The sequence below is a fragment of the Cecembia lonarensis LW9 genome, from assembly GCF_000298295.1.
GTDB lineage: Bacteria > Bacteroidota > Bacteroidia > Cytophagales > Cyclobacteriaceae > Cecembia > Cecembia lonarensis.
Genome location: NZ_AMGM01000056.1, coordinates 1 through 16400 on the forward strand (window position 1 = coordinate 1; position 16400 = coordinate 16400).

General features: G+C 40.8%; 14 protein-coding genes. 11 read left to right on the forward strand and 3 right to left on the reverse strand.

Annotation, left to right across the window (positions count from 1 at the left end):
* Positions 1-1154 (reverse strand): Na/Pi symporter (locus tag B879_RS14970; protein ID WP_040400841.1); only part of this gene is annotated, 1154 nt, incomplete at its 3' end.
* A gap of 327 nt (positions 1155-1481) precedes the next feature.
* Between B879_RS14970 and B879_RS14975 the strand changes: the two genes are divergently transcribed.
* The 5 genes from B879_RS14975 (at position 1482) to B879_RS14995 (ending at position 7894) form a co-directional block, all read left to right on the forward strand.
* On the forward strand, positions 1482-2612 hold the full coding sequence (locus B879_RS14975) for a hypothetical protein (RefSeq protein ID WP_009186045.1): 1131 nt from the start codon (positions 1482-1484) through the stop codon (positions 2610-2612).
* A gap of 79 nt (positions 2613-2691) precedes the next feature.
* Positions 2692-3135 (forward strand): nucleoside deaminase, encoded by a 444-nt coding sequence (locus B879_RS14980; protein WP_009186046.1) that lies wholly within the window; start codon positions 2692-2694, stop codon positions 3133-3135.
* Positions 3136-3238: 103 nt separating this feature from the next.
* Positions 3239-3844, forward strand: coding sequence for a superoxide dismutase (locus B879_RS14985; RefSeq protein ID WP_009186047.1), 606 nt, complete (start codon positions 3239-3241; stop codon positions 3842-3844).
* 214 nt (positions 3845-4058) lie between these two features.
* The gene (locus tag B879_RS14990; RefSeq protein WP_009186048.1) at positions 4059-6491 is read left to right on the forward strand and encodes a TonB-dependent receptor; all 2433 of its coding nucleotides are present in this window, start codon (positions 4059-4061) and stop codon (positions 6489-6491) included.
* An 80-nt stretch (positions 6492-6571) separates the two neighbouring features.
* Entirely contained in the window at positions 6572-7894 is a 1323-nt protein-coding gene (locus B879_RS14995) for a serine hydrolase domain-containing protein (protein ID WP_009186049.1), read from the forward strand.
* On the opposite strand, the gene B879_RS15000 is transcribed toward B879_RS14995, so the two are convergent.
* Both B879_RS15000 and B879_RS15005 read right to left on the reverse strand, forming a co-directional pair.
* Positions 7895-9595, reverse strand: coding sequence for a capsule assembly Wzi family protein (locus tag B879_RS15000; protein ID WP_009186050.1), 1701 nt, complete (start codon positions 9593-9595; stop codon positions 7895-7897). It abuts the gene before it with no gap.
* Positions 9596-9608: 13 nt separating this feature from the next.
* Positions 9609-10274 carry a hypothetical protein gene (locus tag B879_RS15005; protein ID WP_009186051.1) on the reverse strand — a complete coding sequence of 222 codons (666 nt, stop codon included), beginning with the start codon at positions 10272-10274 and terminating at the stop codon, positions 9609-9611.
* Between the two features lie 174 nt (positions 10275-10448).
* Here B879_RS15005 and wecB point away from each other — a divergent pair, with 174 nt between their 5' ends.
* The 6 genes from wecB to mgtE all read left to right on the forward strand — a co-directional run bounded on the left by wecB (position 10449) and on the right by mgtE (position 16381).
* A complete protein-coding gene (gene wecB, locus B879_RS15010) occupies positions 10449-11543 on the forward strand; it encodes a non-hydrolyzing UDP-N-acetylglucosamine 2-epimerase (protein WP_009186052.1) in 1095 nt (364 codons plus the stop codon).
* Positions 11543-12022 (forward strand): cupin domain-containing protein, encoded by a 480-nt coding sequence (locus B879_RS15015; RefSeq protein ID WP_009186053.1) that lies wholly within the window; start codon positions 11543-11545, stop codon positions 12020-12022. Before wecB ends, B879_RS15015 begins: the two co-directional genes overlap by 1 nt.
* Positions 12023-12035: 13 nt before the next feature.
* The gene (locus B879_RS15020) at positions 12036-12734 is read left to right on the forward strand and encodes a response regulator transcription factor (RefSeq protein ID WP_009186054.1); all 699 of its coding nucleotides are present in this window, start codon (positions 12036-12038) and stop codon (positions 12732-12734) included.
* Entirely contained in the window at positions 12731-14095 is a 1365-nt protein-coding gene (locus tag B879_RS15025; protein ID WP_009186055.1) for a HAMP domain-containing sensor histidine kinase, read from the forward strand. Before B879_RS15020 ends, B879_RS15025 begins: the two co-directional genes overlap by 4 nt.
* Positions 14096-14294: 199 nt before the next feature.
* Positions 14295-15011 (forward strand): MgtC/SapB family protein, encoded by a 717-nt coding sequence (locus tag B879_RS15030; protein WP_009186056.1) that lies wholly within the window; start codon positions 14295-14297, stop codon positions 15009-15011.
* Entirely contained in the window at positions 15008-16381 is a 1374-nt protein-coding gene (gene mgtE, locus B879_RS15035; protein WP_009186057.1) for a magnesium transporter, read from the forward strand. Before B879_RS15030 ends, mgtE begins: the two co-directional genes overlap by 4 nt.
* Positions 16382-16400 lie beyond the last annotated feature (19 nt).

Here is a 16400-nt window from a genome sequence, read left to right on the forward strand (position 1 = left end):
GTTTTAGGCTGTTTGTGTGCCTGGCTCATTTCGTGGATATCACCGTCTTTATTGAAATAAATAAGCAAAAAAGGAATGACAAAAAAGGTGAGCAGGATATAGGCAAAACCCACAAAACGGGTACGGATGGACTCATTACCCAAGAAGGTTGCAATCTTTACTGGAATATTTCTGATGGATGCTGAAGGCATAAATAGGAGGGCCCCAAACAAATTGAACATGACATGTACGATAGCCAAACTTATGGCAGCATCGGTCTTGTAGATTGCGGCGATAGAAGCTGTAATAGTAGTGCCAATATTGGCCCCGATGATGAAAGGGAATGCCTTTACCAAGGATACTTTTCTATTGGCCACAGCAGGTACCATGATAGAAGTAGTCACAGTACTGGATTGAACGGCAGCGGTGAAAAAAGCACCATATGCAAAGGAAAGAAATGGTTTTTGAAAGATGTGCTTATTGATTTTATTCAGGTTATCTGACATAAATGCCCGCATCACCGCCTGAGACAGGAATTTAATAGAGACAAAAACCAATACCACCGCTAAAATCAGCGCAATAACAGGCTGTTGCAATAAATTCACCAACCAAAGTGTAAGTGGCCTGGTGAACAGCACGTTGTATGCATAGCTTCCGTCAAAATCATCTCCCAAATCAAAAAAAGTGGCAGTAAGGTATGAGGCTGATTCACTTAAGAAACCAAAATAGACTTCTAAAGGAAAAAGCACCAATACCGTAAGTATATTGAAAACATCATGAAGCACCCCAGCTGCCAATGCTTTTTTAAACACATTCTTTTTCATAATAAATGAAAAAGCAACCAAGGTGCTGGTGATGGTAGTGCCTATATTGGCTCCCATCACCACAGGAACAGCCTGACCTAGGGTTAAAGAACCGGAAGCAACAACTGCCACCACCATGGCCGTAACCGTGGAGCTACTCTGAATCAGTGCAGTCATCAACAAACCAATAAACAGACCCACAAAAGGATTATTTGTAGCAACAAAAAGCTGGGAGGCAAAATCATTGTTGATCTGTGTCATACTGACTGTCAACAAGTCAATCGAAAACATAAAAAATAAGAGCCCAAAAAGTGTAATAAGTATTGGAATTACCTTATTGGAATAAGTACGGGGCTTAATACTTTTGCTCATTTATAGAAAAACCCCTAATGGGGTCAGGCTTCATCTTTTCAATTTACAAAATAAAGGTACAGGAAAGTAATAACAGTGGCTTTGATATGAAGATTTTGTTAACATTGATGATAACCAATGGCACAAAGTCAATTTCCAATGAAAATTTTTAGTCTTTTGTGCTGATTTATCTAATTTTAACCCAATCAATATGCTAGATTTCGATAGATAATTACTTGTAAGATCATATTTTAAAAAAATAATCAATGGCTTAACAATTTGTTAACATACAAGCCAAATAATCTTCTTTAACTTTGCAGGGGTTTAGAATCGATATAGACCAACTTTATGGCCAAACTCAAAGACCAAAACATTAATCAGGATGCCTTATCTAAGGTAGCCTACACACTTTTTGACTTTACAAAGAAAGAAAAGACTTTTCTCCTTGTCATCTGTATATTGATTTCCATTGCGGGAATGATCACACCCTACACGTATTTTGCGATGTGGTTCGGGTTTGCTTTGGCAGCTTATTCTGCCATTGCCAATGACAGCATTCAGACTATAGGGACATTCATCGCCTCCAATCATCAAAGGAAGTGGTATTGGTTGTGGCTTTTCATGGGATTGATATTCGTAGGAACAGTCACATTCAGTTGGTTCACTTACAATGGGGATGTCAGTTACCAAAGACTTCAGGTACCGGGTCTTGATAAGGCACCTCAGGATTTTGTATTTTTACAATTGGCCGCCCCCATAGTCTTATTGGTTATGACAAGGTTAAGAATGCCGGTATCGACCACATTTCTTTTACTGAATGTTTTTACCTATAAGGCGGGTACCATTTTAGATGTGATGAAGAAAAGCTTTTTAGGCTACCTTTTGGCTTTTTTCATTGCCATTATCGTATGGTTCCTGATTGAAAGGTTCGTCAAGAATTTCCTTAAGGGGCAAGCAAAATCTTATTGGTATGTGCTTCAATGGATAACCTCAGGTACCCTTTGGGCGGTATGGATCATGCAAGATGCTGCCAACATTGCCGTGTTTTTGCCAAGACAATTGAATACTTGGGAATTTATCGGCTACACTGGGTTTATCTTCTTGGGTTTAGGCTTTCTGTTTTACCTCAAAGGAGATAGAATTCAGGGTATCGTCAATGAAAAAACCAAAGTTACTGATGTGCGGGCAGCTACATTGGTCGATTTTGTATATGCCATCATCCTGTTCTATTTTAAAATGCTTAGCAATGTCCCTATGAGTACGACTTGGGTATTTATCGGACTGCTGGGTGGTAGGGAGTTGGCCATAGCACTGGCCAAATCGAAAAAGTTGAGCAAGAGAAAGGCAAGGATCTTCAGGGCTTATTCTTTAGCCAGAAAAGATATCACAAAGGCAGCAATCGGACTTTTGGTTTCACTAATTCTAGCCTTGATTATCAATGAAGGTGTTAGAAATGAAATTATGGACTTGTTCCGTTAATTATGTATCCTAGTAGGAGTTCAAGCGCAGGTTTTTCAAAAAGCCTGCGTTTTTTCATGCATAATACTTAATTTGTAAAATGGAATTGTATTCTGATGCATACTTTATGAATGAGGCTTTTAAGCAGGCCAAAATTGCTTTTGAAGAAGATGAAATACCCGTAGGAGCGGTTCTGGTGTGCAGAAACAAAGTCATTGCCCGAGCTTATAATCAGACAGAAAAACTAAGAGATGTAACTGCGCATGCCGAGATTCTGGCCATCACAGCAGGATCCAACGCCTTAGGGGCAAAATATTTACCGGAATGCAAATTATATGTAACCCTAGAGCCATGTGTGATGTGTGCAGGAGCTTCCTTCTGGTCTCAGTTGGGAGAACTGCATTATGCCGCACCTGACCCAAAAAGGGGCTTTTCTCTCTTATCATCAAGTATTTTACACCCTAAAACGAAGGTGTATAAGGGGCTTATGGCCCAAGAATCAAAAGAGTTATTGAATGCCTTTTTTAAAAAGCTAAGAAATTGAATCCTTTTTTAGCTTTTTAGAACCAATTCTAAATCAATTTGGTTGCTATGATGTAACCTGATGAATATTTAATTTTATGTTTCACCATAAACCCTTTTAAAAAATGGCTTTTGAACTACCAAAATTACCTTATGATTTTAATGCGCTAGAACCACATATTGACGCGCGCACCATGGAAATCCATCATGGCAAGCACCACAATGGTTATGTTACAAACCTGAACAATGCCATTGCCGGAACTGACCTGGAAAACAAAAGTTTAGAGGAGTTGATGAAAGTTGCAGGCTCTAACAATGCGGTAAGAAATAATGGTGGTGGTCACTACAACCACAGCCTATTTTGGACAGTGATGTCTCCCAATGGTGGTGGTGCACCTACAGGTGATTTGGCTGCTGCCATTGATGCAAAATTTGGGTCTTTTGATGCCTTCAAAGAGGAATTCAACAAAGCAGCGGCAACCAGATTTGGATCTGGATGGGCTTGGCTTTGCGTAGACGAGAAAAAAGAACTTTGTGTTTGCTCCACTGCCAATCAGGATAATCCACTGATGGACATCGCAGATTGCCCAGGAACACCAATTTTGGGTCTGGATGTATGGGAGCATGCATACTACCTTAACTATCAAAACAGAAGACCGGATTATGTTTCTGCTTTTTGGAGCGTGGTCAACTGGGACGAAGTCAGCAAAAGATTTGCTGCTGCAAAATAAAATTTAAGTGTTTTTAATTGATTGGTTAACGCCTCAGGAGTTTTTCTGAGGCGTTTTTTTGTTCCTCAATCGGACGGTAATACTGTTCGGTTTCGGAACACAAAAACTTTTACCCCGATTTCTAATTAATTGTTTTTCAGCATTTTAAGTGTTTTTTTTCCTTCTGGCATTGGATTATCAATAGTATTTGTACCAAAAACAAAAACCAGCTATTATGAAAATCTCAACCCAGTTATGTCTTGTACTTTTGAGCTTCTTTCTTGGCATAAGCAATCTCGCTGCTAAGGAGTTTACCCATATATCAGGTCGGGTAGCCGATGAAAACGGGGAATTCCTTCCTTTTGCCAATGTAGCACTGTTAGACGCTAAATCGGGCACTTTATTGACCGGTGCTGTGAGCTCCGAAGATGGCACGTTTTTAATTGAAAGTGCGCTGACAGGAGAAGTCAGATTGATGGTTTCCTCCATTGGTTTTGAAACTTTTCGATCGGAGCCCTTCGAAATCAAACCTGGATCCAACAAAGATTTTGGTACCATCAAGATAAAAGAGGAATCCAATAACTTGTCGGAAGTGACAGTAAGGGCAATCCGACCTGAGATCATCGTTGAAGCGGATAAAACCACCGTCAACATAGAAGGTACGGTCATGGCAGAAGGAAATACTGCCTTGGATATCATCGCCCGCTCACCCGGCGTATATGTAGACGAAAACAACAACATCATACTTAATGGGAGATCAGGTGTTTTGGTCATGATCAATGACCGTCAAACCTACATGAGTGCTGCTGATTTGGCGAGCTTCCTACGCTCTATGCCAGCAGACAATATCAAAAGCATTGAAATCATCAACAATCCCAGCTCCAGGTTTGATGCAGAAGGTGGTGCAGGAGTGATCAACATTGTGCTCAAAAAGAACAACATCGACGGCATTTTCGGCAATGCCCATCTGGGCGGAATGTACAATGGCATATATGGCCCTAATGCCGGAGTTTCTGTCAATGTTAAAAAAGGAAAGTGGACCAATCAGGCAAGCCTGAATTACAATGAATTCAATTTCCTTAATGAACTGGAAATAGAAAGGAATTTTCAATTGGAGCAGGGAATATCCAATTTCCAGCAGCGCTCTGACATTGGCATGTATAACAGAAGCTTATTCTTCAATGGTGCCTCAGACTATGAAATCAACAAAAACCACAGTCTAGGTTTCAATGTTCAGGCATCTCAATACAATGGGGAAGATTTGGGAAAATCTTTAACAGAAATCAACAACCCATACACAGATGACTTGTTTTTCCTTAGGTCCAAGAACGACACCGAATCCCATAATAAAAGGCTTTTTGGTAACTTCCATTATGTAGGAATCTTGGATTCCTTAGGAACCAAACTTACCTCAGATGTTGATTTTACCAAAATGGTTTCTTCTTCCAGTTCCTTGTTGTCAAACAACAATTGGATCAATCAAAGTGAAGCCCTATCAGCACGAGACTTTATCCTCACCCTAAACGATATGGATTATACCATTTTCACCGCTAAGGTCGATTTTATCAAGCCGCTTGGAAAAGGCCGGGTCTTGGAGGCAGGCCTAAAAGGAAGTTGGGTCAATTCTGATAATAACCTGGATCTGAGCAAAGCCGTGGAGGAAGAGCCTTTCCAGCCAGACCCCAACAGCAACAGGTTTATTTATGAAGAAAATGTATTGGCGGCCTATACCTCATATAAAAGCAGGTTTTCTGAAAAAGTGAGCTTTCAAGCCGGCTTAAGGACAGAATATTCGGACATCACCGGTACCTCTGTAACCTTGGATCAGGTAAACAAACAACGGTATATTGATTTATTCCCTAGCCTTTACATCCAGCAAAAGGTAAGCAAGGATTATCAGATCATTTACAATGCCAACAGAAGGATAAGCAGACCTAATTACCGCTTACTGAACCCATTTATTTTCTATATTGATCCATTGACCACAGAAGAAGGCAATCCTAACCTAAGGCCTCAATATGCGCATAATTTCGAAATGAACCATGTCCTGAAAAATGCCTACCAGTTTACTGTAGGATACTCCATGACCACGGATGTTTTCCAACAAATCTTTACGCAGGATGAAGAAAGCCGAACCACCACTACCTTTACAGCCAACTTGGATAGATCTCATGTATTCAATCTAAGGGCCATGATCCCTGTGGAGATCAGACCTTGGTGGAATACGAGCAATATGCTTCAGCTGACCAATTCCAAATGGAAATCTATGATAGGCGATGCGCTGTTGGATGTATCTCAGACTTCTTTTATGATCCGTTCCCAGCATAGCTTGAGTTTACCTGGAGGTTTTAAAGCCGAATTAATGGGTATGTACATGGGTCCGGCACAATATGGCCAAGCAACCATAAAAGGTTTTGGCTGGATTGATGCCGGTATCACCAAAAGTATGTTGAAGGATAAAATGACATTGACAGTCAATGGAACAGATTTATTTGCCAGTCAAGTTATTCGGGCAGATGTTCAATTTGACAATATTGACACACAATTCAGACAATACCGAAGTACACAGGGTGTACGCTTTACACTCCGTTATAAGTTTGCCAGAGGAGAAAGCTTCAGGGTATCCAGCAGAAGTGGAAGCTCAGAAGAAAGAGACAGGTTGGATTAAACAAAACGAATAAGTCAGGATAAACTTCCCTCTAACACGGGGGAAGTTTTTTATATTTATATTGACAAATCTCATTTATCATGAAAAAAATTACACTCTTCTTGGTTTTTTCGCTGTTTACTTACCAGCACATATTTTCCCAAGATTGGGATCAAACAAAATTGGAGCAATACTTTGATCTATTAGAAGCGGAAGATAGGGCTATGGGATCCGTGGTATTAATGCAAAATGGTGAGGTGGTATATAGTAGAAATTTTGGTTATGCGAATAGAGAGCAGAAGCAAGCCATAAATTCAGCAAGCAAGTTTAGGACAGGGTCAATCTCCAAAACCTTTACTTCAACCTTGATTTTCAAAGCTATTGAAGAAGGAAAGATTGATCTTGGTCAGAGTATTGACAAATTTTTCCCGGAATTAGAGAAAGCAGATGAGATTACCATAAGCGATTTACTGAATCACAGAAGTGGTATTTTTAGCTTGACATCTCAACCTGATTACTTTTCCTGGAATACAGAAACAAAAAATAGGGAAGATCTGTATAGCATAATTTTAAAGGGGAGAAGGGTTTTTGAACCAGGAAGTAAAGCAGAATACAGTAATTCCAATTATGTCTTGTTGACTTGGGTTTTGGAGGATATTTATCAAAAACCCTACAGCAAGCTTCTTGCTCAAATCATCACCAAGCCCTTAGGGTTGGAGAATACCTACGTGGGTGAAGACTTTTCACCTGAAAATGGTGAGGTAAACTCTTACAAATATCCGGGAAAATGGATCCAAGAGCCCTTTACCGATATGTCTATTCCATTAGGAGCAGGTGCTATTGTCTCTACACCTGAGGATTTAAGCCACTTTATCCGTTCCTTGATGCAAGGAAAAATAATTTCTGAAGAAAGCCTTTCTTCTATGACGGAAATCAAAAACAATTATGGCAGAGGAATCTTCAAAATACCTTTCTATGAAGATTTCGCTTTTGGGCATGACGGAGGAATTGACGGATTCAGGTCCAACCTTAGCTATTTCCCTGAAAGAGATTTGGCCTATTGCCTTACATTAAATGGGGTTAGCTTTGATCCCAATCAGATATCTATCGCCGTTTTAAGTGCTTTTTTTGGAAAAGAGTTTGAGCTTCCAGTGTTCAAAGATATCTCTTTAACAGAAGAGGAATTGGATAAAATGGCGGGTACTTACGCAGCATCTGGATTCCCACTGGAAATCACCATCAGAAGAGAACATATGAGTTTGATGGCGCAGGCTACCGGCCAACCTGAATTTCCTTTGGAGTATGAGGAAGGTAATAGGTTTGTGTTTAAAATGGCCAATCTTTCCCTAGAATTCTTTCCCGAAACAGAGGAAATGTCTTTTGAGCAAGGGGCATTAAAGTTTATGATGAAAAAGAAAAATTAATTACCTAAAAATATAACTCAGACCTACAGTAGCCACAATGTTATTTTTATCCAACCCTGGCACGAAATACTGGTCGGGCTGATTTTCTAAAAACCACTTGTAATTCAAAGTATTAACGTATTGAAAATTACCATGAAAAAGTAGGTTTCCAAATCTCCAGTCTGCCACCAAAGAAGGTACTAGATCTACATATTTATTTCTCCAATCCTTAGAAGCTTCATACCTAAAATAGTAAAAATCATTATTGTACACGATCCTTTCAAAATGGAAAGCGATACGGCTAAACTCCTTCACCCAGCCAATTTCAATCCAGTTGACATTGGCAGCAGGTCCATACCCCATTCCTAGCACTTGTCCATTATGGGTGTATCCGTGCCTCACATGGTTATGAATGTACCAAGTGTCAAGATTTCTGATACTCTCCCTTATGGTCTGTCCTGTTTGGCTCATTTCTGCACTGATCTGTAGAAATTGTTTTTCCTTTTTTAGGGGCATTAAATTGGAAAAACCGAAAGTAAAACCACGGTTTCTTTCTGGGGTAATTATAAAATCTGCTAGCCTCCTGCTATTTCCATTTGTACCATACTCTCCATAAAACTCAAAATGCCCTTCTGTACTTATCCAGCGAAAGAATCCTGAACTGAACTGTTGCCTCCTATCCCTTATGGTGTTACGTACATTATTTCTTCCTTTCTGTCCATTAAAAAAAGGAACATAATCACCTAGCCGTTCCTGATCTTCAATATAAATATTGTTGGTGGCCGAATAGCCCAAAAATAAACCAGGTACCCACTTGGGCTGATAGCTGATAATGATACCGGATAAATTGCGTTCTCCATTTTCCCTTTTAGGAATCATAACTGGGTTGCCCTGAATGCTATAATCTGGATGGGGAGGTAAAAAACCAGAAGGCTGAAGCAGGCCTGAGATAAACTGTCCTTCAAAATGGCCTACTGCTGTTTTTATAGGTTTCAGTGTGTTGGCCGTAAAATGTAGGAACCCCGGTGCATTATTACTTAGGATGAGTGAATTTCTTCTGGAAGGGCCCCACCAAAGATTTTCTGTGGATATACCAAAAGAAAAATTTCCTGGATTAAAGCGAATGCTCGACTGCCCAGGCAATAATCGATTATAAGGACCAGTCCCAAATCGCTCCGGCATATCAATCCGGTTCATGTACTCATAGTAAAACAGAATCGTGGATTGATGTTCAATAGGAAAACCCATATAATCCCGGTTTTGGGCTAAGAGGAATTCCGGTTGTAACTGAATACTGAATTTACCCTCTTTAAAAAATAAACCTGCACTGATCAGATGTTGAAAACCACTGTTGGGAATCATTGCCCCGTTGTTTAATCCAAAAGCATAGTCAGAGTTAAACTGAGTGCGTACAGTAACTGGCATGGCCATAATCAGACCCTCCCTTTTCTGATCAAAATAATGGTGGACCTTAGACCGGTTGATATCTGTAAATGTACTATCCAAATCCAGTCCATTTTCCCTGTCAAAAGCATAGGCGGGGTGTAAAGGTCTAATGGCAAAGGAAGCCTTATCATCCAACCGTCCCAAAAGCTGCATCCTACGCATGTAATCTTCCAAAACGGGAGTATTCAGCGGTACCGTTTGACCCAGCAAAAAGGAGATTGGCAGTACTGATAAACACAGTACCAAAATAAATGACTTAATGTATCCTTTATCCATCATCTTATCCCCCCTAAATAACCACCATTGTAGTGACTTCTATTTTTCCCACTGACCAACTTTCATCACAAAGCGGATTTGGACTATTGGTCTGTAACAATTCATCGCCCAAAGTAATTTTTACACTACCTGTATTATGTGGAATCATCCTACTGACCCTGTATCGTGTGGTATAATTTTGAAATGCCCCAAAAAGGCATAGGCCAGGAAGATTGGTCTGAATGGCTCCTGCTTTGGGGTTGTTCTGCCTGAAATAATCTTGTGGATAAGATTGCCGCAAACAAAAAGTAGGCATACAAGGGGTATTGGAAAAGGTTGTCCTGAAAACTTCTTCTTCATCAATTTTCATATACCAAAAATCCGGCCCATTGACCCCATCGTCCGGATTGCCATCCCAACTGTCATGGACCCAGAGTTCAATTTCGACTTTAAGAACATTATGTCCCGGTAAATCGGGAATGGTGACTGATACTTCCTCATTGTTATAAAAGCCCAGCAAGGTATCTCCTAGGAATATAAACAATCTTCCATTTTCAAAATTTCTGAGATCCAATTGCCCAAAATTATTGGAATAGATGACCTGTTGGCTTTCCAGCCTATCCTGACAGGAAAAATGGGAAAAGGCAATCAGAAAACTGAGGGAAAAGAATAAAAAACGGGTGGTTACCTTGAAAAACATGCTTTTAGAAATGGTTGGTACTATGTTGATCAATCGTCAAAACTACCTAAAGATTACAAATAAAAGAAATCATTAGACTTGAAACAACAAGAATTTGGCCTCATTTAAGTCTGGATTTGATTGGCGGAGGAAAGGCGAATGTTTAACTTGCATTAAATTTAATATTTTACATCCATGATCAAAGTTACTTTGGTGGCTGGAGCAAGACCTAATTTTATGAAAATTGCTCCTATGATCCACGCAATTCAGGCAAAAATCAAAGAAGGTTCAGCCCTTTCTTTCCGATTGGTACATACCGGACAGCACTACGACAAAAAGATGTCCGGAGACTTTTTTGAACAGTTGAATATACCGGAACCCGATGCCAACCTTGGAGGAGGAGGAGGAACCCAGGCCGAACAGACGGCAGCCATTATGGTGGCTTTCGAAAAAGAACTCCTGGCCCACAGACCTGATCTTGTAATCGTTGTCGGAGATGTGACCTCCACATTGGCATGTTCTATCACCGCAAAAAAATTGGTTGTTGATGTAGCGCACGTAGAAGGGGGTATACGTTCAGGAGATTTGAGCATGCCCGAGGAAATCAACAGAATGGTCACAGACAGTATTACGGACCATTTCTTTACCACCTCAGAAATTGCCAATAATAACCTGAGAAAACTGGGATTCCCTGAGTCCAGCATACACTTTGTGGGGAATACCATGATTGACACTTTGATGGCCAATATGCCTCGTTTTAAAAAACCGGAAGGGGAATTATTTGAGCAATTGCAGCCACAATCATACTTTGTGATGACCATGCACAGACCTGCCAATGTAGATCAGGAGGAAAAACTCAAGGAAATGATTGATGCCATCATGAAAGGGACCAAAGGACTACCTGTTATTTTTCCAGTACACCCCAGAACCGCCAAAAATTTACAAAACCTGGGCATCAACGACCCTAACCTCCACATGACGGATCCCTTATCTTATTTGGAGTTCAACTATTTGGTGAAAAATGCCAAAGGGGTCATTACGGACTCTGGTGGGATTACCGAGGAAGCTTCGGTCATGAATGTACCCTGCATTACCTTGAGGGATAATACAGAAAGACCTGAAACAATTGAATTGGGCACAAATGAATTAGTGGGTACAGACCCTAAAAAACTACCTCCTTATTTGGAAAAACTGATGAATAATCAGTGGAAAAAATACCAGGGCATTCCCATGTGGGATGGAAAAACGGCTGAGCGGATTGTAGATAAAATCTTGGAAATTTACAGGTAATGAAAAAGCGGGTCCAAGAATTGATCGATCAACTTCAACTGAAGGCCCATCCAGAAGGGGGCTTCTATGCGGAGACCTATCGGTCGGACTGGCAGGTGGTGACTGACCATGGAAGCCGGAGCTTGATGACCAGTATCTATTTCCTGCTTACCTCAGCCAATTTCTCCAAATTCCACCAGATCAAAAGTGATGAAATGTGGTTTTATCATGAAGGAAGCCCACTTACCGTGCATGTGCTTTCTGATAAAGGTTATGAACAATTGTTGGTTGGCCCTTCAGACCGGGAGGGTCACCTACCTTACCAATTGGTCAAATCAGGAGTGATTTTTGGATCCACGGTAGACCAAGAAGACAGTTACAGCTTGGTTTCCTGTGTGGTAGCTCCAGGCTTTGACTTCCAGGATTTCAAATTGTTTACGGCTGAGGAGCTCTTGGAGAAATGGCCGGAACATCAAAACATTATCTACCAACTCACTTGAAAAAGATGCTACCATGTCAGCTAAAGAACATAATATTCTTTTGATTGAAGATGATGAACGCCTATCCAAATTGATCAAAAAAGGCCTGGAAGAAAATGGGTTCGAAGTGTTGCCGGTCTATGATGGGGAGATGGCCCTTAAGCTTTTTGACAATGAACATTTTGACCTGATCATAACCGATTTGATCCTACCAAAAATGAATGGCCTGGACATTTGCAAAGCCATCAGAAAAAAAGGCAGTAAAGTTCCAATTATCATGTTAACCGCTTTAGGAACCACTGATGATAAATTAGAAGGTTTTGATGCCGGGGCAGATGATTATCTAGTCAAGCCATTTGACTTCAGAGAATTACATGCCAGGATTAAGACTTTATTAAAAAGAGCAAAATCGGAATCCAAAAAACCTGATTCAGCCATTATTGAATATGCAGACCTTTCAATTGATACCTTTCAGAAAAAAGCTTATCGGCAGGGGGTAGAATTACAGCTCACACCAAAGGAATATAACCTATTGACCTTTTTGGTAAAGCATCCGGAGCGCGTACTTTCCAGAGAAGAAATTGCCAAAAAAGTTTGGGATCTGGATTTTGACACCGGGACAAACTTTATTGATGTGTATATCAATTACCTTAGGAAAAAAGTGGACAAGCCATTTTCCTCTAACCTTATCCATACCCGTACGGGTATGGGTTTTATCCTTCAAAAAGCATGAGTCTCCAAAAACGCATCACTCTTTGGTTTACCTTGCTTACGATTACGGTATTGGTGCTATTTATGGGCTTTGTTTATTTTTCTGCATATAATAACAGGCTCAATGAGTTTTACACCATTCTGGAAAAAGAAGCCATCACTAAACTCAACCTGTTGTTGGATACAGACCTGGATGCTCAAACCCTTCAGACCATATACAGGGAAAATAGGGAAATCCTGTATGAAGTAGAGGTGGCCATTTATGATGAGCAGGAGCAATTGGTCTACCATGATGCAGTTGAGATAGATTTTGTCAAGGAAAGTCCTGAAATGTTTCAGGAAATCAGGGAAAATCTATCCATCCGTTTTCTTCAGGAGGGCTGGCAAGTTCTTGGTTTTGTCTATGAACATGAGGGGAAACCTTTTTTTGTTACGGCTGCTTCCTATGATGCTTATGGTTATAGTAAACTGGAAAACATCAGGGATACCATCATCATTTCTTTGGCTTTCGGCATCCTGTTTATAATTATTTTGGGCAGGTATTTTTCGAAGAGAATTCTCAAGCCAGTAACGGAAATGATTGTGGAAGCAGAAATGATATCTGCTTCCAACCTTCATTTGCGCTTAAAAGAAGGAGATGAACAAGATGAATTGAAGCAATTGGCACAGACTTTTAATCAACTTCTGGAGCGCTTGGAGAAATCATTTGATTCCCAGAAGCAGTTTGTCTCCTATGTCTCGCATGAACTCCGTACTCCTTTAACAGCCATGATTACCGAACTTGAATGGGCTTTACAGAGGGATAGAACAATAGAAGAATATCAGGAAACCATTGAAAATATTTTGTCGGACGGACAAAGGATGGCGAAGCTTTTAAATACACTTCTGGATTTTGCCAAAGCCAATTATGACCGTTCTGAGGTCAATTTTAAACAAATCCGGGTGGATGAGGTGCTATTGGATTCAAGTATGGAAGTCCAAAAAAACAACCCTGAATACAAGATTGAATTAGATTTTGCTGACCATTCAGATGAAGAGGAAGTACTAGTCAATGCCAACGCTTACTTGCTTGCCATTGCATTTTCCAATCTTATGAGTAATGCCTGTAAATTTTCACAAGACCACAAGTGCACTGTTTCCATCAGTACTGAAGGGCGCTTTGCTAAAGTAGTTTTTAAGGACAAAGGGATTGGAATATCTAAAAGTGAATTGGACAAAATTTTTACTCCTTTTTATAGAGGTCAAAACAGGAACTTTGCGAAAGGTTCAGGCATTGGTTTGACCTTGGTAAAAAAGATTGTGGACCTTCATCTCGGTGAAATACATGTACAATCTCCACCTGAACAGGGCACAGCTTTTCAAGTCCTGCTTCCCCTTTCTTGATTTTTCTAATGGTTTTCTAATACTTTTCTAAGAGGGCTCTAAAAAGGCCTTCGGGCAAATTCACCTATTTTTGTAAAAGATTTCAATAGAAAAGCTATGGAACCAATTCCCCTAGATCAATCTAAACATTCCTGATTTTTTGCCTCCGGGTTTAGGAGTGCGGAAAATCATATCCACTTAAACGTGAAAGGAGGTCATCATGACACTATTCGAATTTGTACTCAGACTTAGCGTAGCCCTACTTCTTGGCGCGGCCATCGGCTTTGAAAGGCAATGGAGACAGAGAAGTGCCGGATTACGGACCAATACGCTGGTTTCATTAGGCGCAGCCGCATTTATTTTATTATCAGAATCATTGACTGGAGTTACCGGAGACCCTTCAAGGGTAGCGGGACAGATCGTTACCGGAATTGGTTTTTTGGGTGCTGGGGTCATTATGAAAGATGGCTTTAATGTCCAAGGACTAAATACTGCCGCTACCATCTGGTGTTCTGCCGCTGTAGGTTCCTTGGCCGGCGTTGGGCTATATGGGGAATCAGTGATTACAGCGGGAGCTGTGATGTTTGCCCATTTAGGCTTAAGGCCTTTGGGAAGAAAAATCAGCAGCATACCTGCCTCGCCGGCTGAAGAAGCAAATGGTACATTTTTCTACCTTTTTCAAATCAAATGTTTGGATAAAGTGGAAAATCACTTAAGGGTAATGCTTTTGGAAACCATTAAGTCTGATTCCAGTCTAAGGCTTCAATCCTTAAAAAGCAAGGACAATGGGAATCCCAAGCATGCTTATGTAGAGGCAAAAGTGGTATCCAATGGTAACAGAGACAGCATCATGGAAAATCTTGCTGGCAAACTGACCTTGGAGTATGGTGTAATGGAAGTGAGTTGGGAAATCGCAGGACAACAGAACGAGCAATGAAAGGGGGCGTAGAAAACTGGATCATCTTATCGGAGAAGCAGAAAATTAGGGAATTAATGCCGGCACTGCAAAAAATGACCCTCGTGGAAGTGGCGGAAGTGCTTGATCCATTGGAAGAAGGCACCATCTTGGAGGCTTTGGAGTTTTTTGACGCTGAAAGCCAATCCAAAATCCTTTCCCACTTTGACATCAGAAGACAGCTTGCTTTCTTCCAAAAGATCAGTAAAAGCCGATTTGCTCCACTCTTCGAAAACATGGCTTCGGATGACCGTTGTGATCTTTTCCAGCACATGAGTCAGGAAGAACAGGCAGCCATCCTGCCGTATTTGAGCAAAGAAGCCCGTGAAGATGTGGTTCGCTTGAGTGCATATCCTCCTGAAACTGCAGGGGGTATCATGAGTACCGATTTCGCCACAGTAATGGCAACCATGTCTGTAGAATCGGCTATGGCAAAAGTCAGGAGAGATTCCCCTTCCAAAAAAATGATCTACTACATCTATGTTGTGGATAACAGGATGAAAATGGTAGGCTTTATTTCTTTGAAAGACTTGATAATGGCTTCTCCCAATCAATTGATCAGTGACATTCTTCATGAGCAGTTTGTTTCTACCCATGTGGATGAGGATCGGGAAATTGTGGCCAAAAAAATTGAAGACTATGACCTTTTGGCCATTCCTGTATTAAACAATGCTGGGCAATTGGTAGGAATAGTCACCCAGGATGATGCCATAGAAGTCATCAGGGCCGAGCATACAGAGGACATGGAAAAATTCATGGGAATCATGACCGAAAGTGCTGAGCATGATTACATGCAAACCAGCAGCATGCAGCATTTCAGGAAAAGGGTAGTATGGATCGTTTCCCTGGCAGCGGTTGGTATCATATCCGGTATGATCATTCATAGGTTTGAATCTACTTTAGAAGCACTCATCATTCTGGCGCTTTATATGCCCATGGTGGCTGATACCGGTGGAAATTCCGGTTCTCAGGCGGCAACGGTGATCGTTAGGGCTTTGGCATTAGGTCAAATTAGCCCCAAACAATGGTTCAAAATCGTATTCAAAGAATTTAAAATATCCAGCATGCTGGCCGTTTGTTTAGGTGTTTTGGCTTTCCTGAAGGTGTTGTTTTTGAGTTGGGAAACCAGCATACCTTCAGAATATACACTAAACCAACTGGCTTTTGTCATCTCTTTGGCGCTTTCCCTTCAAGTGGTCTCTGCGACCTGTATTGGAGCAGGATTACCCCTCTTGGTCAAGCGTTTTGGAGGAGACCCTGCGGTGGCAGCCTCCCCGGCGATTACCACAGTGGTGGACATTACCGGCTTATTGATATACTTTACTGTAACTGTAACATTATTAGGGCTTTAAAAACAATCAAACTTTAGTA